At 32.6% G+C, this 24766-nt stretch carries 18 protein-coding genes; 7 read left to right on the forward strand and 11 right to left on the reverse strand.

Features of this window, described 5'->3' with window-relative positions; translation table 11 throughout:
* Positions 1-2: 2 nt before the first annotated feature.
* From JBKA6_RS01165 to JBKA6_RS01185, 5 genes are all read right to left on the reverse strand, one after another.
* Positions 3-881, reverse strand: coding sequence for a metal ABC transporter permease (locus tag JBKA6_RS01165; RefSeq protein ID WP_096685007.1), 879 nt, complete (start codon positions 879-881; stop codon positions 3-5).
* Between the two features lie 5 nt (positions 882-886).
* On the reverse strand, positions 887-2173 hold the full coding sequence (locus tag JBKA6_RS01170) for a metal ABC transporter permease (RefSeq protein WP_096685009.1): 1287 nt from the start codon (positions 2171-2173) through the stop codon (positions 887-889).
* A 9-nt stretch (positions 2174-2182) separates the two neighbouring features.
* Complete coding sequence (locus tag JBKA6_RS01175; protein ID WP_096685013.1) at positions 2183-2971, reverse strand: metal ABC transporter ATP-binding protein; 789 nt, start codon at positions 2969-2971, stop codon at positions 2183-2185.
* Position 2972: 1 nt separating this feature from the next.
* A complete protein-coding gene (locus tag JBKA6_RS01180; protein WP_096687317.1) occupies positions 2973-3881 on the reverse strand; it encodes a metal ABC transporter solute-binding protein, Zn/Mn family in 909 nt (302 codons plus the stop codon).
* Positions 3882-4064: 183 nt separating this feature from the next.
* Positions 4065-5306 (reverse strand): ABC transporter permease, encoded by a 1242-nt coding sequence (locus JBKA6_RS01185; RefSeq protein ID WP_096685016.1) that lies wholly within the window; start codon positions 5304-5306, stop codon positions 4065-4067.
* A 76-nt stretch (positions 5307-5382) separates the two neighbouring features.
* Here JBKA6_RS01185 and JBKA6_RS01190 point away from each other — a divergent pair, with 76 nt between their 5' ends.
* Positions 5383-6513, forward strand: a complete 1131-nt coding sequence (locus JBKA6_RS01190) for an exo-beta-N-acetylmuramidase NamZ family protein (RefSeq protein WP_231952058.1) — start codon at positions 5383-5385, stop codon at positions 6511-6513.
* 412 nt (positions 6514-6925) lie between these two features.
* Complete coding sequence (locus tag JBKA6_RS01195; RefSeq protein WP_096685021.1) at positions 6926-7936, forward strand: hypothetical protein; 1011 nt, start codon at positions 6926-6928, stop codon at positions 7934-7936.
* Positions 7937-8105: 169 nt separating this feature from the next.
* Here JBKA6_RS01195 and JBKA6_RS01200 read toward each other — a convergent pair whose 3' ends face one another.
* The 3 genes from JBKA6_RS01200 to alaS form a co-directional block, all read right to left on the reverse strand.
* Positions 8106-11948: a BspA family leucine-rich repeat surface protein gene (locus JBKA6_RS01200; RefSeq protein ID WP_096685023.1), complete on the reverse strand. Its 3843-nt coding sequence runs from the start codon at positions 11946-11948 to the stop codon at positions 8106-8108.
* 408 nt (positions 11949-12356) lie between these two features.
* Positions 12357-13676 (reverse strand): tRNA (N(6)-L-threonylcarbamoyladenosine(37)-C(2))-methylthiotransferase MtaB, encoded by a 1320-nt coding sequence (gene mtaB, locus JBKA6_RS01205; RefSeq protein WP_394340187.1) that lies wholly within the window; start codon positions 13674-13676, stop codon positions 12357-12359.
* On the reverse strand, positions 13664-16270 hold the full coding sequence (alaS, locus tag JBKA6_RS01210) for an alanine--tRNA ligase (protein ID WP_096685028.1): 2607 nt from the start codon (positions 16268-16270) through the stop codon (positions 13664-13666). Before alaS ends, mtaB begins: the two co-directional genes overlap by 13 nt.
* A gap of 83 nt (positions 16271-16353) precedes the next feature.
* On the opposite strand from alaS, the gene JBKA6_RS01215 reads away from it, so the two are divergent.
* Positions 16354-17352 (forward strand): M23 family metallopeptidase, encoded by a 999-nt coding sequence (locus tag JBKA6_RS01215; protein ID WP_231952060.1) that lies wholly within the window; start codon positions 16354-16356, stop codon positions 17350-17352.
* Here the strand turns inward: JBKA6_RS01215 and rlmB are convergent.
* Together rlmB and ahcY are read right to left on the reverse strand one after the other, a co-directional pair.
* Entirely contained in the window at positions 17349-18131 is a 783-nt protein-coding gene (gene rlmB, locus JBKA6_RS01220) for a 23S rRNA (guanosine(2251)-2'-O)-methyltransferase RlmB (protein WP_096685032.1), read from the reverse strand. The genes JBKA6_RS01215 and rlmB overlap by 4 nt on opposite strands.
* A 151-nt stretch (positions 18132-18282) precedes the next feature.
* Positions 18283-19599, reverse strand: coding sequence for an adenosylhomocysteinase (ahcY, locus tag JBKA6_RS01225; protein WP_096685035.1), 1317 nt, complete (start codon positions 19597-19599; stop codon positions 18283-18285).
* A gap of 45 nt (positions 19600-19644) precedes the next feature.
* On the opposite strand from ahcY, the gene JBKA6_RS01230 reads away from it, so the two are divergent.
* From JBKA6_RS01230 to JBKA6_RS01245, 4 genes are all read left to right on the forward strand, one after another.
* Positions 19645-20262, forward strand: a complete 618-nt coding sequence (locus tag JBKA6_RS01230) for a 4'-phosphopantetheinyl transferase family protein (RefSeq protein WP_096685038.1) — start codon at positions 19645-19647, stop codon at positions 20260-20262.
* 139 nt (positions 20263-20401) lie between these two features.
* A complete protein-coding gene (locus tag JBKA6_RS01235; RefSeq protein WP_231952062.1) occupies positions 20402-21169 on the forward strand; it encodes a DUF2797 domain-containing protein in 768 nt (255 codons plus the stop codon).
* A gap of 83 nt (positions 21170-21252) precedes the next feature.
* Positions 21253-21525 (forward strand): HU family DNA-binding protein, encoded by a 273-nt coding sequence (locus JBKA6_RS01240; RefSeq protein WP_096685045.1) that lies wholly within the window; start codon positions 21253-21255, stop codon positions 21523-21525.
* Between the two features lie 105 nt (positions 21526-21630).
* On the forward strand, positions 21631-22542 hold the full coding sequence (locus JBKA6_RS01245) for a GYDIA family GHMP kinase (protein ID WP_157776860.1): 912 nt from the start codon (positions 21631-21633) through the stop codon (positions 22540-22542).
* Between the two features lie 91 nt (positions 22543-22633).
* On the opposite strand, the gene JBKA6_RS01250 is transcribed toward JBKA6_RS01245, so the two are convergent.
* Positions 22634-24514 carry a DUF5018 domain-containing protein gene (locus tag JBKA6_RS01250; protein ID WP_096685050.1) on the reverse strand — a complete coding sequence of 627 codons (1881 nt, stop codon included), beginning with the start codon at positions 24512-24514 and terminating at the stop codon, positions 22634-22636.
* Positions 24515-24766 lie beyond the last annotated feature (252 nt).

The raw sequence follows: 24766 nt of genomic DNA on the forward strand, positions 1-24766 counted from the left end.
TATTATTCCCTGTAGGATAAATATTTATTTATGTCTCTCTTTTTCTTTAGGGAAGAAAATATCAGGGCTAAGGTAAAAAACAATCCAGATACAACGGCCATGCTAGCTGATATAGAAACATTTAACCATATAGATAATGTATATCCCAATACAGAGGACAAAACCCCTATAACTGCAGAACCTATAAATAGAGGTTTTATTTTATCCGTAACGAGATATGCTGTCGCTGGAGGTACTACTAAAAATGATATAACTAAGATAGCGCCCACAGATTCAAAGGAAGTGACAGCCACTACAGAGACTTGTGTCATTAAAAAATAATTCCACAACACAACGGGAACACCTATAGATGAAGCATAATTAGGATCAAAAGAGGTTATATACAAGGCCTTAAATCCTATTTTTAACAGAATTAATAATGATAATAAAACCATTATAGTAATCCAAAATGAGCGAGGACCTATATCAGTATCCATTATGTAAACAGTATCTAAAGGCACATAACCTATTTCTCCATATAGTACACAATCGGTATCTATGTCGACTTTACCTGTAAAAAGAGAAATTAAAATTATCCCTAGAGCAAAGAGAAAAGTATAAGAAAAACCTATGGAGACATCATTTTGTAAATTAATCTTAGTGGTAAAATATTCAACCATAAATACCAATAATAATCCGAATAAGACTGCCCCTAAAATCATAAAAAAAGCATTGCGCTCTCCAAAAAAAAGAAATGCCAAAACTATTCCTGGAAGTATAGAATGAGATATAGCATCTCCTATCATCGCCATTTTTCTCAAGATTAGAAAAACACCTAATAGACTACAATTTATAGCTATGATAGATCCTGTAAGTACAATCCATATGTCGTTACTATCCATGTATATTATGGTATTATTTTTTCGTGTGGATCCGACTTAGGATTAGATAACTCTCTGTATAGCTCAGCTTCTATCTCAGGGGTTATAACGTGCTCTATAGACTCTGCTATAGGATGTAAGTGATCTTTTTTAAGTCTCAACTTCACAGATAAATATAACTCCCACAGTCTATGAATCCTCGTTACTCTCTTGCCCTCCTCCAAGCCCATCTTAGAAAGTTTCCAAGTGTTTTGTCCAGATGGAATGACGAATTTTTTTTTACATAACCTCTTCATTCCAATATGTAATTCCCTTTGTGTAAAATGTCTTTTGGACATTATATGAGTATCTTGAATCAGCCTAAAAAAATCACCTCTATCTTCTCCAAGTTTGTAAAGAGTTTTTAAGATGTTTTCCAAAAGTATCTTTCTCTGATTATTTCTCTTTAATATCATTTTAGTAATAACCCCATTTTTTGTGGCCAACAACATAAATAAAAATGATATGATCGATAGAGATATAACTATCCAAGGGCCAGTAGGCATAGAAGGAGCTACAAAAGAAATGTATACTCCAAATAAACTAGATACACCTCCTATTATTGCGCTCAAAATGATAATTACATACAACTTATCACTTTGATATCTAGCAGTAGCGCAAGGGACTATCAATATAGAAGATATTAATACGACTCCTACTGTCTGTATTCCCGAAGCTATAGCCAATATGGTAAGGGTAGATATTAAACTCTCTATCCACACTACTGGCAGACCTATGGTCTTGGCATATTCCCTATTGAAACAGGTTATTATAAAAGCCTTGTAAAATACTATTACAAAAATGATGATAATCACAGCCACACTAGCTAATATATATATATCGCTTTCACTCATAGATGCAGCTTTTCCAAATATGAAATTATTTAACCCAGATTTAGAGAGATGACTCTGATTTTGTATCAAGCTAAACAACAAAATTCCAAAGCTGAAGAATATTATTAATACTGTAGCTAAAACGGTATCGGGTTTTAATTTGGTGGTGTTCTTTATGAAATTTATGAACATAGTAGAGAGCCATCCAGTTATAATAGCTCCCAACAACAGAAGATACATGTTTTTTGAATTGGTAATAAAAAAAGCCAAGCCTATACCTGGAAATACAGAATGAGATATTACATCCCCTATCAATGATTTTTTTTGCAACAGAGGAAATACCCCTATAACAGATAAGGCGATGCCTAAAATAACACATCCAATGGTGACAAGCCTAATATTATAATCGGAAAAAGAAAAAAAATATAAGAGAGATTCCATATCGGTCGATTATAATACATCTTTTTCTCTTACAGAGAATTCCCCATCTTTTATTAGATCACCCACCTTAGACAATACATTCAATTTACCTCCATAGGCTTCTTGTAAAAATTTAGAGGTGAATACATCTTCCTTTTTACCGCAGACCACAAGGCGAGTATTTAGCATGACTAGCCAATTGAAATACTGATAAGAAGTCTGTAGATCGTGGTGAACTATAATAACTGTTTTTCCCTTGTTTTTTAAATCTGTTAAAAGATTTAGAATGGCCTCTTCAGTAGCAGCATCTATACCTACAAAGGGTTCATCCATAATATAAATATCGGCTTGCTGAGCCAGAGACCTAGCTATAAAAACACGTTGTTGTTGACCTCCAGATAGTTTAGAAATCTGCCTGTCGGCAAAGGGGAGCATATCTACTTGTTCTAAAACTTCTTTAGCTATGGAATAATCTCGCTCTTTTAGAGGTGTCAATAAATTTTTCTTAGTGTATCTGCCCATTAAGACCACATCCATAACACTGGCTGGAAAATCCCAATCTACAGACTCTCTCTGTGGGACATAACTGATTCTACTTCTAACTTTATCGAATGGTTTGTCGAATAATTTTACATAGCCACTGCTTATGGGCACCAAGCCCATAATGGCTTTCAATAAAGTAGTTTTACCCGAACCATTAGGCCCTATGATACCTATTATCTCTCCTACGGGCAAGGTGAAATCTATATCCCACAATACAGGCCTCTTTTCATAACTCACAGTTAAACTATGAACCTCTATAGATACATCTTCTAACATATTATTTCAGAGCTTTAACTATTTGATCGGTGTTGTGAGTTAACATGCCTATATAGGTAGACTCTGGCGTACCTTCCACACCCATAGCGTCGGAAAATAGGCTTGCTCCTATCTCTACCTCATAGCCTTTACTCTTACATCCATCTACCACTGCTTTTAGTGATTTTGAAGAAACCGAATCCTCCACAAAGATTGCCTTTATCCCTCTTTCTATAATAAAATCTACCATATTTACTACGTCTTTTAACCCAAATTCCGAGGCGGTAGATATCCCTTGTAGTCCCTTTGTCTCTAATCCATAAGCTATGCCGTAATAAGAAAAGGCATCGTGAGAAGTAATCAAGACTCTTCTATTTTGGGGAATACTAGCTATGCTATTTTTTATATACAGGTGTAAATCTTCTAATTTTTTTACATAAACGCTAGCGTTTTCTATATAAAAATCTTTGTTTTTTTCATCTAATTCAATTAGTATATCCCTTAGGTAATCAGTTGCCTTTATCCAGTTTGATACATTATTCCATATATGAGGATCTTCAGCTCCTATAAAATCAGTATCATTTATTAAATCTGATTTGTCTAAGGCTTCTGACACAGCTACAATTTTTTTTTTATCAGATAGATTTTCTAAGATTCCTGTCATCTTCCCCTCCAAATGCAATCCGTTGTAAAATATTATATCTGCTTTTATTATCTTTTTAATATCACCTTGAGTAGGTTTGTATAGATGTGGATCTACTCCTGATTTCATTAATGATTCTACAGGTATTTTATCGATTACTATATTTTTAACTATATCTTCAACCATACCAGTGGTACACACTATATAAGATATATCTCCTTTTTTAGATCCATCCACACATGATATAAATAGTATAGATGCCATGAATGATTTGAGTAATTTTTTCATAGGAGATATTAAAATGCAGCCAAATATAACCATTAAATCAAGATATCTAAATTCAATGCTCCCCTGCCCTTTTATTCGCCTTTTAAAATCATATCTATCCTGGCTATCGATAGAACGATTATTAGTATTTAACAAATGAGGCTTTTGCAAATACTCATAAGTGTTTGAATCTCATGATAGAATTTAATCGAACCTCAATATTTTCATAGGATTCACTTTGGAGATCATATACGTAGGAAAAAACATTAGCAATAAACAAAAAAACATTGTAGATATATTTACTAAGAATACATGATATAAATTAAAACTTATAGGTATGGTATCCACGTAGTATATATCAGGATTTAGATCTATTACTTCAAAATAACTTTGTGCCAAGAGTAATCCAATGCCGATAATATTACCAAATATCAATCCTCTTAATATTATATATGTAGACTTGAAGAAAAATATTCTTCTAAGTGTGGAGTTATTACATCCAATAGTTTTCATGACTGCTATGAATTTTATTCGTTCTAAAATTAGGATGATTAGAACTGTTACCATATTAACACCAGATACTAATATCATTATTATGAGTATCACGGCAATATTAATATCGAAGAGTTTTATCCAATCTATTATAAATCTTTGTTTTTCAGCTATAGTTGTAGAGTTTAAATCAGCTCCTATTCCTTTATATACTTTTAGTCCTATTTCATCTAGCTTATCAAAATCATCTATGAAAACCTCAAAACCACTAATTTCATTTTGTTTCCACTTATTCAGGCGCTGAACGTGTTTTATATCTGCAAATACAAATGTCTTATCATAATCTGAAAAATCAGTTTTAAATATGCCAGAAACTTTAAAAATTCTTACTATAGGAGTCTTATTTTTTCTTAAAAAAAACATGTTGAATTTATCTCCTAATTTCAATTCTAAATTCTTGGCGATATAACTAGATATTAATACGCTGTCGTTATATTCTTCTGTATATCTAGGTATGTGACCTTCTTGTAAATATTTTTCTAAAAAACTGAAATTATAAATACTATCTACCCCCTTTAGAATGACCCCTTCAAAAGTTTTATCATTTTTAATGATGCCAGCTTTATAACAATAAGCTTGTATACTTGTAACTCCCTCTACATTTAGTTTTTTTATATCAGGGTAAAATACCTGATCTTTTGAGATAGAAGAAGTGGTATAAGTATCTATATTTTCATATGCTGTAATCTGTATATGACCGAATAGTTCACTTACTTTCTCCCTTATTTTATCTTGTATACCGACCCCTACAGATATACTTATTATCATTATAGTTACACTTAAAGCTATAGAGATAATAGCTATTTTTACTATAAAGGGTGTGAGTGTGAAATCACATTTTTCCGTATCATCGTGGGTTAGCCTTTTGGCTACAAATTGCTCAAAATTAAACATTAACAATTTTTAAAAAACGCCCCAAATGTACCTAAATAGAACAACATTATATATAATGTTTTTGGTTTCAACAACTGTGTATTCACAAAGAGACAATAGAATAACAGAAAGTCAAAAAATAATACCAGGAGCAAATAGAACAAATTTATATCTAAATCTTCTAAGTGACAAGAATGTAGCTGTAGTAACTAATCACACTGGTATGATAGAAAATACTCATATAGTGGATTCTCTTTTATCTCTTGGGATTAACATAACTAAAATATTCTCTCCTGAACATGGATTCCGAGGAGATCACAGTGCAGGGGAAGAAGTAAAAAATAAAACGGAATCTAAAAGTGAACTACTCATAATTTCTCTTTATGGTAAGAGTAAAAAATTAGATCCAAATGATATAAGGGATATAGATGTAGTGCTATTTGACATACAAGATGTAGGGGTGCGTTTTTTTACATATATATCTACTCTTAGCTATGTTATAGATGCTTGTGCTAAAGCTAATAAACTATTGATAGTTTTAGATAGGCCTAATCCTAATATCCATTATATAGATGGGCCTATATTGCAAAAAGACTGTGAATCATTTGTCGGAATGCATCCCATACCTGTAGTCTATGGAATGACAATAGGAGAGTACGCCAATATGGTAAATGGTGAAAACTGGATGAATAATGAACAAAAATGTGCTATAAGAGTCATAGCCTGTGATAATTACAGTCGGAATAAAGAATATAGTTTGCCCATAAAGCCATCTCCTAATCTGCCTAATGATAAATCAGTGAATTTATATCCCAGTTTGGCACTTTTTGAAGGGACAAGTGTAAGTGTTGGGAGAGGAACAGATATGCCATTTCAGATGTTTGGGTCTCCTTTTTTTAAAACAAGTGAAAACTATTTTATTCCTAAAACAGTATTGGGAGCCAAAAAACCTAAACACGAAGGGCTCAAATGTTTTAAAGGAACTTTTAATTACGATAAAAAATTAAACTGTTTGAATTTAGATTGGATCATATGGGCTTATAACAACACTTTAATTGAAAGAGATAATTTTTTCACAAATTATTTTAGGCTTTTAATCGGCACTGACAAAACAGTACAACAGATAAAAAAAGGGATGAGTCAAGATGAGATAAAAGCTACTTGGAAAAACGGAATAGAACAATTTAAAGAGATAAGAAAGAAGTACTTATTGTATGATTACAAATAATTCGAGATAACTTAAGAAGATTTTATAAAGGATTTTTAAAAAACTATTTTATTCGAATTTTTTCATACATTTGCATTCCGTTTAAAGGTAACTATATTAAAAGTTACAGATCTTATCTGTACAGATAACTCCTGTTAATTTTTTTTTATAGCTTTTACTTTTTTTGTGATACGGTTCAAACTGCTAAGTTTTTTGCTTTGGCAGTTGCTGAAGTGCAAGCTGCAGAAAAGGCTCTTGCTAAGTTGGTATAGAACAGAAGGTTCTCTAATTAATGCCTAAGAGAAAGAGAGGTTCTATTTTCAAATCGATAGCAGTTTTAAAGAATAAATATTCAATTTCAAAAAACCCTTTTTAGGTTTAAGAGAAAAAATATCCTCAATAATTTTATGATTTAATTTAAAAACTTTAAAAAATGAAAAATTTATTAAAAACAATATTAGCATCTCTAGCTCTTATTTTACTTACATTTTCTTGTTCTAAAGAAGACAATCAAGAAAATGGAAAAAAATCTCAACAATCTTCTATTGCCATTAAACAATTTTCCTTCAAAAAGTTGAGAAATACTACTGGTACTGGTGGTGGCGCTTCCGCTTCTACTGCTTACAAATCTCTTTTCATAAAAAAGACTCCTGCTGACACATATGCCACACTAGGTGAAAAGCTCGATGCCGTTATTCAAGATGATGTTATTAAAGTGATTGTGCCTTTTAACACAGAGTTAAATGAATCTTCTGTTACACTTGAGGCTGAGGTTACCTTAAACAAATCTGAAACAGGTATTTCTCTAGGAACCACTAAGGTTGATGACAATTCTAGTGTTTTTAATTATTCTGTTACCACTAGTTTGGTTCATGATGAGTTAAAAAAAAACGAAGGCATTAGTCAGGGTTTAAATCTTGTTAAAAAAGACAAAAGTGATGAGGTTCTCGTTAAAAAAACATATAAATTAATATTCGTTCATGATACTCCATCAACTAAATGCGCTTTAACTGCTAACAGTCAGTATGAGAATGCCACAGGACTTGTAATTAGTTGCAGAAAACCTGATAACACATCTGTAGGGACTGCTTACCCTAGAATTGATAGTGGAAATAATACCAACGCTGGCTCTTCTAATACAAACCCAATTGTACTAACTTTAACCAAAGGATATGACTTAACTGCTGATGTAGAAGCGGGATGGATATTTTGGGCTAATAAAGCTACTACTCTTCCCAATGGAGCTTATTTTGATACGACCAATGCTTCTGGCGGAGCTAATGCTAATAACTTCCCAGCTCATAATCCTACAGAAGAATTTACTTTAGAGGCTGATTTTTATAACAAAAAAGGCTATTCTTTTAAAATAGTAGCTCAGGATGGACGTACGGCTAAATTTTATAGACTAAAATTTGTTGATTTAGCAGCAGTTCCTGTATCTTAATTAGTTACTTTATAAACAACACAACTTGAGAGAGATACTCTTTACAAAAATTCACGAAGCTGTCTCAAAACCAAGGCAGCTTTTTTTATTTACACACTTTATGAGATAATGTCTAAAAACCGCCTCATTTAATTAATGAGACGGCTGTTAAATAATAACAATAATTATACTAATAATCAGATGTTTTATGTGTAGGATGCTCGCTCTTATCAGAGCCACTATAAGGCATTCCTGAATTTTCAAACATATGTATCATGCTAGTTCCTCTTGGCACTTTCCATTTGCTTAAGTCTTGTTTGAAAGATGTAGCACCGCTAAACATTAATCCCATCGAATACATAGACTTACATAAGTCCCATTTACTTATATTTTGATTGAAAGATACAGCATCTTTAAACATCTGGTCCATCTTCATAACATTAGAAACATTCCAAGAACTTATATCTTGATTAAAAGCTGTAGCACTGGTAAACATCCATTCCATATCCTCAACATTAGAAACATTCCAGTTGCCTATATTTTGATTGAAATTTATAGCACCCCTAAACATCTCAGACATACTAGAAACCCTAGAAACATTCCAACTACCTATATTTTGATTGAAAGATGTAGCTCCTTCAAACATCCGTCTCATATACTTAACATTAGATACATTCCAAGAACTTAAATCTTTATTAAAAGCTGTAGCACCTGAAAACATCGCTTCCATAATTTGAACATTAGAAACATTCCAAGAACTTAAATCTTGATTAAAATCTGTAGCACCTGCAAACATGTATTCCATATCTTTAACATTAGAAACGTTCCAGTTATTTAAGTTTTGATTGAAAAATCTAGCAAGTAAAAACATTGAGTTCATCATTTGAACATTAGAAACATTCCAGTTATTTAAGTTTTGATTGAAAAATGTAGCACCCATAAACATTCGATACATACTAGTAACATTAGAAACATTCCAGTTGCCTATATTTTGATTGAAATTTATAGCACCCCTAAACATCGAATTCATATTAGTAACCCCTTCTAAATTAGGCGCTTCTAGAGGTAAGAAAGTTAAGTTTTTGCACCCGTCAAAATACCCTCCGCGATTACCAAATTTTAACTCTCCCCAAGATGAAATACCTATTATCTTTTCTGCATCAGCACAACCTATGATGCTAGAATTATATGCATTACATTTGAAAACTTCTCCGAAGTTAAAACCTTCTATTTTTCCTGTGATAGTGATGGTTTTTTCTCCTGAGTGTAAATACATATGTGAAGCATCGACTATATTGTCGTTCGTGATGCGTTTAGGTTCTGTACCATCTCCCCAGTCTACTATAAAGTCATAGTCTCCTCCATCGTATATAGGCAATTGTATTTTTTCATATGTTCGGTTGGTCCTCCATTTAGAGATAAATTCCTTCTTTAAGGTATAAACCGTTACAGCATAATTAGCAGTGCTTTTCCCATCTTGAGCAGTAACAGTGTAAGTTTTTTCACTACTAAAGTCTTGCGGTGTAGTAGCTTCGGGACTAATACTAGCTCCCTTACATAATTCTATATGAGGAGTTAAACCATTAAGCTCTGCATCATGCGCAACATTTACAGTTACTGTTTTAGTACCATGATCTATAACTCCTGTTACATCTTGAACAATTCTTTTACTACTATTATTTACATCACTAGTTTTAAACTTAAATGATTTCATCTTAGAATTCGACGACTTTACAGTTACACTATATACTTTTGTAGCACCATTTTCAGCTGTTACAGTATAAGTTTGAGCTATACCATAAGTAAAGGTAGTTTCTGCTCCAGAAGCTGGATTTACTGTAGCACTTGGAGACACTACTATTTCAGGTTTTAATTTTACATCATTATCATCTTCTCCATCTAATACTATTGTATAATCATTTCCACCATTTGTAGGACTTATCGTCATATCTGTTGTAACATTTGGAGCAATGATACTATGATCTAACTGTTTAATTTTAAAAGAAGTAATATCTGCCATTGCACTTAACTCACCTATGGTTACATTATAATTTCTAGTAGTTCCATCTTGAGCTGTTACAGTATATACTACAGCTGTACCACGAGTGAAATTTTGTACTACTTCAGCTGCTGGATTTACTGTGGCACTAGCACTGATAGCTATAGTAGGCTTTAGACCTGTTAAATTTGTAATAGTATGTGGCATTTTTGCGATAGTTATAGTCCCTTCCCAATCTGCATTAGAAGGATTATTTATGGTGCCACCATAATCCTGACCATTAAAGCCCTTATCACCATTTTGAGCATGCTCAAATTTAAAACTGCTTATGTCTTTAGTATTAGACAAATCCTTAAAAACAGAAACTGTATACTGTTTTGTTTGACCATCCTGAGCTGTAATGGTATAAGTCTTAGAAGTTGCATAATCATGAATACCTTCAGCTGGACTTATAGTGGCACTAGCATGCTTGGTTATAGTAGGAGTTAAAGCTGTTATGGTTGCTGCAGTAGACACTTTTACCTTTATGGTTCCAGCAGAATTATCAATTGTAACATCTGCCGTTTTACCTCTTTCAGCAGCAGAAGATCTAGTCAATTTTAGACCATCATTAACATTGTTCTCTTTCTTAAACTCAAATTTAGAAATTCTATTATTAGAAGATAAGTCTTTGACATATTTTACCTCATAGACCTTTGTTTTTCCATCTGCAGCAGTTACTGTATAACTTACTGTAGTTGTGGTAATACTGTTTACAGTAGTAGAGACTACTTCTCCCGAAGTAATACTAGCCCCTGTATGAATTATTGTAGGTTTTAGATCAGTTAAAGTTGCAGCATCAGACACGTGTAATGTTATAGTAGAAGTATCAGTAGATTCCGTAATAACGCCCTCTCTATCTCCAAAAATCTTAGTTTCATTTTTAGATTTTTCTAATTTAAAACTGCTTATCTCTTTAGCATTAGACAAATCCGTAGCAATAGACACTGTATACTGTTTTGTTTGACCATCTTCAGCTGTAATGGTATAAACTTTATTACCATTACTATAATTATGAGCTGCAATTTCTGGACTTATAGTAGCACTAGTATGCCTAGTTATAGTGGGGATTAAATCTGTTATATATGCTTCTGTAGATACTTTTACCTTTACGGTTCCAGCAGAATTATCAATTGTAACATCAACTGTTTTACCTTCTTCAGCAATAGAAGACCTAGTTAATTTTAGACCATCATTAACATTACTCTCTTTCTTAAACTCAAATTTAGAAATTCTATTATCAGAAGACAAGCTTTTGACATATTTTACCGCATAAACCTTTGTTGTCTTTCCATCTTCAGCTGTTACTGTATAATTTACTGTAGTTGTTGTAATACTGTTTTCAGTAGTAGAAACTACTTCTCCCGAAGTAATAATAGCCCCTGTGTGAATTATTGTAGGAGTTAAGTCATCTAAATTAGCAGCATCAGATACATGTAATGTTATTGTATTAGCTCCATCAGTTTTAGTAATTTGCCCCACTCTATCTCCAAAAATTTTACCATTATTCTCAGTCTTCTTTAATTCAAAAGAACTAATGGAACAATCACTAGATAAAGCTCTTGTTATGATTACTGTATACTCTTTTTGCGTTCCACCTTTTGTTAAAGTAAATATCTTTTTATAACGTTGAGGAGAAGGCTTTTTAGTAGTTTCTTCCTCTGTAGATTCTTCTATAACTTCAAAATTGACTTCTTCTCCACTAGCAGGGGATATGGTAGTCCCTTCACATAGTTTTATATTAAACTTTAATCCAGTTAATTCAGCAATATGAGGAACTGTTAATGATATAGTATGCTCTTGAGCATTTATCTCAGAAATTATATCAGAACCTAAGTTTTTTCGCTCATTTTCAGAATTCAGTAATTCAAATGAATTTATACATATATCTAAATCATCTTCTATAATGTTCTTTTTATCACAGGAAAAAATAATCGCCGACAACAACACAAAAGAGAAAATAACGCTCTTTACAAAATAATTTTTCTTAAACATAATTAAATTAAGGTTAAAAAATAAGTGTCAATGCCCTACTTTATAAGTAAACCATTGCCCGAAAGCTAGCGCGCTAAGATAGTAGTAATTTTTTACGTTTTAATCTGAGTTCGTCGGTATCATAAGCATACAAAAAGAGCCCAAAACTAAAGGGGATTTCCTTAAATCCGAATAAAATCAAAGGATTCAAGTGTCTTTATTAGTCGAGCTCAGGTTTTTAAAAGGAATGCAAAATGTAGCGCTAAATACCAAAAATTAAAAAAAAAGCTGTTTCATTAATGAAACGGGGCGGCTTCTTCTTCGAATTTTTTAATCAGGGATCTTTAGGATAATTTATCATAAATAGATTTTGAATGTTTATTTTCAAACGGTCTAAATATTCAAAACAGTGATATAACCCAACAAAGACTATATAAAATCACATATAACCTCTCCTTCCTGAGATATTTTTGACAAAGTCACTTTATGTATAGTATTTACTAATTCTGGATTCCAATAGGTTTTTACCTTGACGTAATTTTCAGTGAAGCCGTGTATAAATCCGCTTTTATTTTCAGATTCAAAGAGAACTAGAAACTCCTTGTTTAACTGAGATTCATAAAAGGCTCTTCGTTTTTTGGCTGATAGAGTGCGCAACATTTTACTCCTCTTATTTCTCACTTCTTTGGGTATTACCTCTTTGATATTATCAGCAGCATAAGTATTATCTCGTTCAGAATAAGAAAAGACATGTAAATAAGATATATCAGTGTTTAATATAAAATTATATGTCTCTAAAAACAGTTCTTCAGTTTCTCCAGGGAATCCTACTATTACGTCGGCTCCTATGCAAGCATCAGGCATTATTTTTTTAACAGTATCTATCTTTTTAGAATAGAGATTTGTAAGATAACGCCTCTTCATCCTCCTTAAAATAGTATCACTGCCCGATTGTAGAGGTATGTGAAAATGAGGAACTATTTTACTTGACTTAGATACAAATCGTATGATTTCATTTTTTAATAAGTTCGGTTCTATTGATGAAATTCTAACTCTATCTATGCCTGTTACCTTGTCTAATTCTTGTATCAACTCGAAAAAAGAATTCTTATAAGTCTTATCTCCTGGGTTTAACTTTCCAAAGTCACCTACGTTTACTCCTGTAAGTACTATTTCTTTTATTCCATTATTGGAAATATCTACAGCATTATTTATAACACTTTCTAAAGTATCACTTCTAGACTTCCCTCTAGCTAGTGGAATAGTGCAATATGTGCATTTGTAATCACATCCATCTTGTACTTTCAAAAAGGCACGTGTTTTGTCTCCCATAGAATAAGAACTCACAAAGAAATCTGCATTTCCTATCTCGCAAGAGTGGACTTCTGTCAAGGGCTTTTTAGCGATATCGTTTATATAGTTTAGTATCTTGAATTTTTCAGTAGCACCTAAAACCATATCTACCCCATTTATTTGAGATATCTCCTCTGGTTTGAGTTGAGCATAACAGCCTATGGCTATTAAAAAAGCGTTGGGATTTTTTTTAAGGGCTGATTTTACTACACTTCTAAATTTATTATCAGCGTTTTCTGTTACAGAACAGGTGTTGATTATATATATATCGGCCTTATCTTCGAAAGACACATTTTCATAACCATTTTTGGTGAGATCTCTCGATATAGTAGAAGTCTCTGAAAAATTTAATTTGCACCCTAATGTGTAAAAAGCTACTTTGTTCATGAGATGTATTCTTTTGCTAGTTGCATAGCTCGGGGTAACCCTCCTTGATTTTTACCTCCAGCTATAGCGAAAAAGTCTTGTCCGCCACCCCTGCCATCTATCTCTCTGGAAATTTTTTGAATAATCTCATTAGCACTTAAATTTCTTTCTTTGACTAGATTTTTAGAAATAAAAACTGTGATATTTATCTTGCCGTTGGACACTGATCCAGCTATAAAAAACAAGTTTTGAATCTCTCTGTCTAATTCAAATGCTAAGCTCTTAACAGATTCTGTATCTAGATCTAATTCGGTAGATATAAAATTGATATCTTCCATACGACTTATAGATTTTAAAAGATTAGCCTTTATAGACTTTGTCTTCTCCTTTGTCATAGACAGAATCTTCTTTTTATAAATACTATTTTCTTCCTGTAGATCTGTTATGGCTTTTATGGGATCCGAAGTGTTTTTTAATTTACTCTTTACTTCTTCCAAGAGATTTAATTTTTCTGTAAAAAACTCTTCTGCAGCCGATGATGTTATAGCTTCTACACGTCTGATTCCAGTAGCTATGGATGTCTCCTGTGTTATTTTAAATAAAAATATATCTCCTGTCTGTTTAACATGAGTGCCTCCACATAATTCTATAGAGTCACCAAACTTTATGACTCTCACCAAATCTGAATATTTTTCTCCAAATAGAGCTGTAGCGCCTTGTGCTTTAGCTTCGTCTATTGGAACTTCACGTTTTTCTTCGAGAATTATATTGCTCCTTACTTTATTATTGACGAATTTCTCTACATCTCTTATCTGATCTGGACTTAACTTGGAAAAGTGTGAAAAGTCAAAACGGAGATATTTATCACTGACATATGATCCCTTTTGTTCTACGTGTTGACCTAATATATTTCTAAGTGCCTGGTGTAAAAGATGTGTGGCCGAGTGATTGATCGTTATCTTATTTCTACGAGATTTTTCTACTGCCGCATTAAAAGTATCAGTCGTGTTTTCTGGGATTTCATTTACGATATGAACCGTTAGGTTATTTTCTTTTTTGGTGTCTATTATGGGGATTCTAACATTAGAACTTTCTATATATCCCGTGTCTCCTATTTGCCCCCCACTTTCAGCATAAAAAGGAGTGATATTAAACACTAGCTGATATATATGTTTATCCTTGGTTGTCACCTTTCTGTATTTGGAGATTTTCACCTCACTTGTTAAACAGTCATAACCTATAAATTCCCCTTTGTGATCTTTAATTATCTCTATCCAATCATCAATTTTTACACAAGCGGATTCTCTAGATCTATTTTTTTGTATTTCCATCTCTTTTTTAAACCCTTGTTCATCTAGTTTCATGTGGTGCTCTTTTAGGATCAATCCAGTTAAATCTACTGGGAATCCATAAGTGTCATAGAGCTGGAACACTTTTTCTCCAGAAACAGTATCTCCTTTTGAATCTTTAATCATTTGATCTATTCTAATCATACCTTGTTCTAAGGTTTTAAAGAAAGATTCTTCTTCTTCTTTTATTACGTTTTTTATCAATGTCTTTTTAGCCTTTAGTTCAGTGAAAGTCTCTGACATTTCAATCACTAAGGTGTCGACTATTTTGTATATAAACGGTTGTTTTCTCTCTAAGAAAGTAAATCCATATCTGACAGCTCTTCTCAATATTCGTCTAATGACATAACCAGCACCAGTATTAGAAGGTAATTGTCCATCTGCTATAGAAAAAGCTATAGCACGAAGGTGATCTGCTATGACTCTTATAGCTATATCTGTATCTTCCTTATCGTTGTATTTTTTCCCTGTTATCTCAGATATTTTAGAGATTATAGGTGTAAATATATCAGTGTCGTAACTCGATTTCACTCCTTGTAGAATCATACATAATCTCTCAAATCCCATTCCAGTATCTACGTGCTGCTGAGGAAGTTTTTCTAATACACCATTAGATTTTCGATTATACTGAATAAATACCAGATTCCAAATTTCTATTACTTGAGGATTATCTTTATTTACTAGATCTCTGCCAGGTACAGCTCTTTTTTCATGGTCATCTCTTATATCTATATGTATTTCCGAACAAGGTCCGCAAGGACCAGTAGATCCCATTTCCCAAAAGTTATCTTTTTTACCACATTTTAGGATTCTATCCTTAGGAAGATGTTTTTCCCAGAATGTATGAGCCTCTAAGTCGAGCTCTATACCGTCTTTTTTATCCCCTTCGAAAACAGTCACAAAGAGATCTTTAGGATCTATTTTATATATTTTGGTCAATAATTCCCAAGCCCAATCAATAGCTTCTTGTTTAAAATAATCTCCAAAAGACCAGTTGCCCAACATTTCGAACATAGTGTGATGATAAGTATCTCTACCCACCTCCTCTAAATCGTTGTGTTTTCCAGATACCCTAAGACATTTTTGAGTGTTAGAAACTCTTGGAGCAAAAGGCTTTTCACTATTTAAAAATATGTTTTTAAAGGGATTCATCCCAGCGTTTACAAAGAGTAATGAAGGGTCATCTTTAGAGATAATAGGAGCGGATTCGACTATTTTGTGTTGTTTGTCTTTGAAAAAATCTAAAAACAACCCTCTTATATCTTTTGATTTCATAGTGTTTTTGTGAAATAAATTTTACTTTTGACCCTTGGTATTCAAACCTGCGAAGGTAACTATATTAGACATAATATAAATTTGTGACAAACAAAAAAAACAGATACAAGTACGATCCAAGCAGTCTCTCCTTTATAAAAATAACCAAAAGGCGTAGAGATATACTAATGGAAGTGCTCTTTTTCATCTTATCGTCTTTGCTTTTTGGAAGTATAGCATTTTCCGTAGTATTCCATTTTGTTGATTCTCCAAAAGAGAAAAAAATTAAGAGGGAGTTAAATAATCTGTTGGTTAATTACAATATAATAAACAAAAAAATAAATGAGATAAATTCTGTTTTAGAAATAATGAAAGATAGAGATAATTCCATTTATAGGGTGTTATTAGTAACCGATAGCATCCCCTCGAGTGTGAGGAATGCTGGTTTTGGAGGAATAAATCGCTATAATGAGTTAAAAGGCTTTGATAATTCCCAACTCATAATGTCCACAGTTAGAAAAACAGATATTCTCGCTAAGAAATTGTACATACAGTCAAAATCACTTGATGAGATAACTTCACTCTTGAAGAATAAGAGTAAGATGATAGCCTCTATACCTGCAATACAACCGATCTCCAATAAGGAATTAAAGAGGTTATCATCTGGTTTTGGATATAGAACACACCCTATATATAAGGTGAGAAAAATGCACAGTGGATTAGATTTTGCAGCTCCTGAAGGCACACCCATTTATTCTACAGGTGATGGTATTGTATATGCTGCGAAGTCCCTTACTACTAAAAACAGAAGGTTAAATAATGGATATGGTAACGTAGTTATTATAGATCACGGATATGGGTATAAAACTCTGTACGCACATATGAAAGAGTTTAACGTTAAGAAAGGAGATAAGGTTAAAAGAGGTAATATAATAGGCTATGTAGGTAATACAGGGAGTTCCACAGCGCCCCATCTTCACTATGAGGTGCATAAGAATAATAGAAGAGTAAATCCTATTCATTTCTTTTTTAATGACCTGAGTCCTGAGGAATACGAAGAAATGTTAGAGTTAGGCGCTATAGAGAATCAATCTTTAGATTAGATCGGGATAGTGTTAGTGGGTTTGGACAGAATATGTGTTCTCTGCCTCACAGCCTCGTATAAAAACACTCCGCAAGCTACAGATACATTAAGAGACGATATGCCTTTTTCCATAGGAATGGAAGCCCTTTCTTTTATCTTTTTTAGATATGCAGGCGATATACCATCTTCTTCCGATCCCATAACTATTGCGCTTGGAATACTAAAATCTATCTCGTATAGAGATTTATCAGTTTTTTCTGTTGCTCCTACTACCTGAACCCCACTATCATACAAATAATCTATTGTATTGAGTATATATTTCTCTCTACAAATCGGGATATCGTAGATAGCACCAGCAGATGTCTTTATAGCATCCTCATTTATAAGAGCACTTCCCTTATCGGGGATTATAATGGAATCAACACCTGCACATTTGGCTGTACGTACAATGGATCCAAAATTTCTAACATCTGTCACTCTGTCTAAAATAAGCAGAAGAGGCAGATCTCCTCTTTCATATATCTGTGGAAGAATATCATCTATTTTAAAAAAATCTATAGGAGAGATAAAGGCAAAAACACCTTGGTGATTTTTTCTAGTAAGACTATTTAATTTCTGTAAGGGAACATATACACAATGTATTTTGTTTATCCTTATCATCTCTTTGAGATCTTCTATATTATTGCCTTTTAATCCTTTTTGTATGAATATTTTAATGATTTTTTTCCCAGATTTAATGCACTCCATGATTGGATGTATTCCAAAAGCCTTGGATATATATCTGTCTTCTGTATTCATATATTCAACTTTTATGATAAAAATGAGGTTTTAAGCTAAAACACCTGCCAAAAAAAGCAGGTGTTTTTTATAAAATATCTCTTTGTAATTTTTTATAAGAAAAAAAATAAATCGAGAGATTCCTTTTGATTTTACAATATTTATATCTGTTTTAATATCTGTAGTAATCTGGTTTAAAAGGACCTTCTTTTTTAACTCCTATATATTCTGCTTGTTCTTGGCTTAGCTCATCTAATTCTACTCCAATTTTTGAAAGGTGTAGTTTAGCTACTTTTTCATCTAGAACTTTTGGCAAAGTATACACTTCATTTTGATATTTATCTGTGTTTTTCCACAGTTCTATTTGAGCCAGAGTTTGATTAGTAAAAGAATTAGACATAACAAAAGAGGGATGACCAGTAGCACAACCCAAATTCACTAACCTGCCTTCTGCTAGAACTATTATATCTTTTCCGTTTAAAGTATACTTGTGTACTTGAGGTTTTATCTCTACTTTGGTATCTCCATAATTTGTATCTAACCAATCCATATCTATTTCATTGTCGAAATGCCCTATGTTACAAACTACAGCCTTGTCTTTCATTTTTAGAAAATGCTCTTCTACGATGATGTCTTTGTTTCCAGTTGTAGTAATTACAATATCAGCTTCTAATATTGCATCTTTCATTTTTTTTACTTCGAAACCTTCCATGGCAGCTTGTAAAGCACATATAGGATCGATCTCTGTAACTATAATTCTTGCTCCTGCACTGCTAAAAGAAGCGGCACTCCCTTTACCTACATCTCCAAAACCAGCCACAACTACTACTTTACCAGAAATCATTAAGTCAGTTGCTCTACGAACAGCGTCTACAGCAGACTCTCTACATCCGTATTTATTATCAAATTTAGATTTGGTAACAGAGTCGTTTACATTGATGGCAGGTATAGGCAAAGTTCCTTTTTTAACTCTTTCGTATAACCTGTGAACACCTGTGGTGGTCTCTTCGGATATTCCTCTTATATCTTTAGTGAGGTGAGGGTACTTATCTAAGACTAGATTAGTCAGATCTCCTCCGTCATCTAAAATCATATTTAGAGGTTTTCTCTCTTCTCCGAAGAATAGTGTTTGCTCTATACACCAATTGAATTCTTCTTCATTCATGCCTTTCCAAGCATATACTGGTATTCCCAATTTAGCTATATAAGCCGCTGCATGATCTTGAGTGGAAAATATATTGCACGAACTCCATGACACTTCGGCTCCTAGATGTATTAGAGTCTCTATCAATACAGCTGTCTGTATAGTCATATGTAGACATCCCGCTATGCGAGCGCCTTTTAGGGGCTTAGAATCTTTGTATTCCTCTCTCAATGAAATTAACCCTGGCATTTCGGCTTCAGCTAGTTCCACTTCCATTTTTCCCCAATTGTGCAATGACATATCTTTTACCTTATACGGAATGTAAAGTCCAGTATTTGTTTTCATATTTTTGTGTTTTAAAATTCTAACTGCGCAAAGCTACTAAAATACTTGAAATTCAAAGGATACAAAATAGGAGAGCAAACTGAAATACACGTTTTTGATATGCCTGATCATATAAATTCATCATCGATGATAAAGGAAGGATTATTGAGTGTTGACAGTTTAAAATTATTTAAAAAGTTCTCTTCTTCAAAAAGAAAAAAGGAGTTTCTATATACTAGAATGTGTCTCAAAAGTTTAGGTATAAACGACGATCAATTGTTATATACTCCCCAGGGTAAACCTTTCTTGTCGAACAGTTCTCAGTTTATTTCCATATCTCATTCTAAACAGTCTATAGCAATAGCACTCAGCAATAGAGAAATAGGTGTAGATATAGAAGAGGTCATATCAAATAGGATATTGAGTTTAACAGATAAGTTTTTAACAGAACGAGAAAAGGAAATATTTATTGATTTAAGAGATATACACATTGCCTGGGGAGCAAAAGAATCCATTTACAAAGCCTATGGAAAAGGCGGCATAAGTATTAAGGATGACATAAATCTATCAAAATTCCCTAAAGGAATATTGACAAAGGAAAAACAAGAGATAAAATACGATATCCATACTAGAATTATAAACGATAAAAATATAGTTTTGGCTATTGAAGAATTAGACTTATAATCTCAGTTGGACTGAATCTTTATGTAGCTCATTTCAGTGGAATGTTTATACTTTTAACCATCAAAATAAAATAGCCATCAAAACTTGAGTTCAGGCAGAATTTTTAAATAAAATGACATTACAGGTTCACTTGAAAAAAATGCATACAGAGTATGCCAGTCCAGTTAGATATTTCCTAAATACAGAATCTGGTTATATAGAATTAAACAAATTAATATCTAGGGAGTTCAGTATAGAACACCTGAGCTCTAAGTGTGTCTTCTGTGAGAAAACAGTTGATAAAATCTATCGTCAGGGACATTGTTATTCGTGTTTTTGGGAATCACCTCAAACTAATGAAAGCATTTTTAGGCCAGAGTTGAGCAAAGCACATTTAGGAATAGAAGTAAAGGACTTAGAATGGGAAAAAAAAATAGAATTACAGCCACATGTAGTATATCTAGCCATAACAGATGATATAAAAATAGGCATAACTCGCAAAAGTGGATTACCCACGCGATGGATTGATCAAGGAGCTATAAGAGCTATATCAATTGCTGAAACACCAAATAGATATTTAGCTGGCTTAATTGAAGTCTCTCTAAAAGAGATATTTAGAGATAAGACTAATTGGAGAAAAATGTTAACAAATGAAATTTCAGAAATAGATATCTATAAGCAAAGAGATAGAGCGATTAAATATCTAGATGAAGATTTAAAAGTCTACTTGATAAACGATAGTAGCATTTGTGATATAAATTACCCCTTAGAATCTAGATTAAACAGTATAAAAACTCTAAATATTGAAAAAGAATCTAAGTTTCAAAGCACTTTGAAAGGTATAAAAGGACAATACTTAGTGTTCGAAAATGACACTGTTTTTAACATCAGAAATAACCAAGGGGAAGTGATAAAAATTAAATTATAAGCACTGATTGATTTTTTTTAATCGTGTAAGAAAAAACCATAAATTAGCCGACTTGTTTTAACATTTTAAAAAAAAATGAAATTATGAATAAATCAGAACTTATAGATGCAATGGCATCGGATACAGGATCTACTAAAGAAAATGCAAAAAAAATGTTGGAGTCATTCGTTTCTAATGTAGAAAACACTTTATCTAAAGGAGGTAAAATATCTTTAGTAGGGTTTGGTTCTTTTTCTACTTCAAAGAGAGAGGCTAGAGAAGGTAGAAATCCCCAAACAGGACAAGCTATACAGATAGCTTCTAAGACTGTTGTTAAGTTTAAGCCTGGGTCTGAACTTAATAACAAAGTGAATTAATTTATAATTCACTCCCTAAATTATTATAAATTTTTGATTCTAAATAAAGGAGTCTCAATTAATTGAGACTCCTTTATATTTTATGCCACCATAATGCATAATGTTATGCAGTTCTATAGCAATGGTAAATTCCTTCTTACTGGAGAATATTTTGTTCTAAAGGGGGCTCTGTCTCTAGCTCTTCCCTTGACAAAAGGACAAACCATGTTCGTTTCTAACACTTCAAAAAAAAGACTATTAGAATGGAAAGCTTATGATTTAAATGATCAATTGTGGTTTACATCTGATTTTGATATAGAGACTCTTCAAATCTTAGCTTGTTCCCATATGGAGACAGCTTCTATACTTCAAGACTTATTAAAGTCTAGCACATCTATAAATCCCGCTTTTCTCAGTGATAAAAATTCTGTTAGGGTAGAGACTAAACTCACCTTTCCCCTTGAATGGGGTATGGGAAGCAGTTCTACTTTAATAACTAATCTATCTGAGTGGGCAGAGATAAATCCCTTTGATTTGATGAAAAGGTCTAAATCATTTTTAGGTAGTGGATATGACCTTGCTTGTGCAAAATCACAAAGAGCTATAGTCTATGATAATAAAGAAAGTAAAGCCTCTTGGAGGGAGATAAATTTTGATGTTCCCTTTAAAGACAATCTATATTTTGTATACCTAGGCAATAAAATGAGTACTAAAAAGGCTATAGAATATTATAATACTATAGATAATCCTATAAAGTCCATATCTGATATTTCTCACATAACTAAAGAGATTATATCTGTAAAATCACTAGATCAATTCGAATACCTTCTCAAAGAACACGAGAAAATAGTTTCTAAAACACTTGGAATCCCGATGATATCTGAGTCTGTCTTTTCAGATTACAAAGATGGTATAGTAAAATCTTTGGGGGCATGGGGAGGAGACTTTGTAATGTTTACTGGAAATGAGAACACACCTAACTACTTATCAGAAAAAGGCTTCAAAATAGTCATACCATACTCAGAAATAATTATATAATCCGATTTCAATTAATTTACATACTCTCAAAAACCAGAAGTGATTTTGAGTTTTTAAACATTTTGATAACTCTTTTAGTTAAGAGATACCATTAAAGAGACCTAGTTACCCTTACCCAGTAATAACCTATAGACACATATCTCTTCCCACCAAATGTATATTTCTTAAACTCATACCTTACTTCTTTCCCATTAGAAAAATCTTGAACTGCGCTAGTTTCTATGAAATATCCTCTAGTAGAGTTTAAGGACAACATTAAAGCTGTTAAATCATTAGTAGTGGAAGACACAGAAAAAGTTATAACTCTTTTATCATTATCAACAGATACAGAAGCTGTAGTAATATCATTTCCTTCTAGTTTCACTTCATCTTTAGTTACAGCATAAGCCTGATTATACATAAACATATCATAAGTTTTTGTTGTTTTTTTGTCCTCAGCTGTTACGGTATATTCATAGATAATATTATAACGACTAAAACCATTTTCATGCGTACTACTTACAGTAGCACATCTTGATACTTCTATAGAAGGAAGCTTAGTGTTTCTTCTTGAAGCTAAAGCAACACAATGCACAACTATCCTACCCCTATCACTGCCAGCAACATTATCTATAATACTACCAGGATATCCCTTTTCTAATTCAAATTTTGTGATTTTAGCCTCAGATGACACTTTCCTTACTTCAACAGAATATGTCTTAGTAAAATTCTCGTCAGTAGAAGATACTACCTCATAACTTACAGGATTACTAAAATTTTGAGGAGAACTAGTAATTGTTTTAGCATCTCCCACTTGAATTGTAGGTGTTAACCTAACAGAAGTTAAATCAATACCACTAGGCACAACTAGATTTATAGTGTTGTTACTATGGTCAATATTTCCAACTACGTCAGAATCTATACCAGCATTGCCACTAGAAGCAAATACAAAACGACTAATATAAGGGCTTTTAACTGCGGTTACTGTATAGACTCTTGTAGAACCAGTATCACCTTTTAATAAAGTAAAAGCTTTACCTTCAATCTCTCCAGATATTTCTCCAGAAGCTGGATCTACTACACACCCATCAGGCACCTGAATGGCAGATGTTAATCCTGTTAAATTAATATCATTAGCTCCTTTGGGAAATTTTAATGAGATACTACCAGTATCACTGTCATCATCATGAGTCAATACAGATTCGACTTGGTTTGGTACGCCTTTATCAACATTAGCCTGTATTATAAAAGATGTTAATTTCGGAGCGATTTCTTTAATTATAGTTACTTTATAAATATTTTTTGTTCCATTTGGAGCTGTAACAGTATAAGCTACAGCTTCGCCAGAAATAAAATCCTGAGATATTTCATTTGCTGGACTAACTGTAGCACCAAAGTCAGTCTCTATAGTTGGTTTTAACCCTTCTATAACTGCAGTATTTGGAACAATTAAAGATATAGTAAAGTCATCGGGATTTATAGTTCCAGTTATATCTTTCACAAGTTTTTTGCCAGTATTTATATGGTTAATTAGTTTAAATGATTTAATACTACACTCGCCAGATAAAGCTTTAGTTATATTTACTGTGTAATCTTTGGAGCTGCCATCTTGGGCTGTCACCTTGAATATTTTTCTATAAACCTTAGGATTAGAATCGGCTATGAGCTCAAAATTAACCTCTTCCCCACTCGAGGGAGTTATTTTTGCGTTATCTGGAGTTTCTATGTTAAATCTTAAACCAGTCAAAATAGCATTATACGGAACAGATAACGATATAGTAAAATTAATTGTATCTATAGTAACTGTTACTTCTTTACCTAGATTCTTGCCTTGATTTTCAGAATCCTTAAGTTGGAATAGCCTAATAATCTTATCCGAACTCAGTTTTGAATCTTCTCCTGTATCTGCCGTCCTCTCACTTTTAATACAGGAAAAAATTAAAGATAACAGTATGAAAAACAATAAACTCCTTGTAGAAAACTTTGCATTCATGATAACTATTTGATTTATAAAAATTGTTTAAAAAGGCTATTTAGATACTAGTTTTTCTTAAAAAAATAATTACCATAAAATAGCTCTCAACAATAGCAAGCGCCTAGCTTATCTAGAAATACTTGATCAGCATCAAATTTAAGACTTTTCTGAAAAAAAATAAATAGTTTAAATCACCAAGTTGAACAACAATTCTAAGATATAGAATAATATTGGGATCTTCAGGCTTTTCTACTTACACTTTTTACAGAA

It is taken from the genome of Ichthyobacterium seriolicida, from assembly GCF_002369955.1.
GTDB classification, from domain to species: domain Bacteria; phylum Bacteroidota; class Bacteroidia; order Flavobacteriales; family Ichthyobacteriaceae; genus Ichthyobacterium; species Ichthyobacterium seriolicida.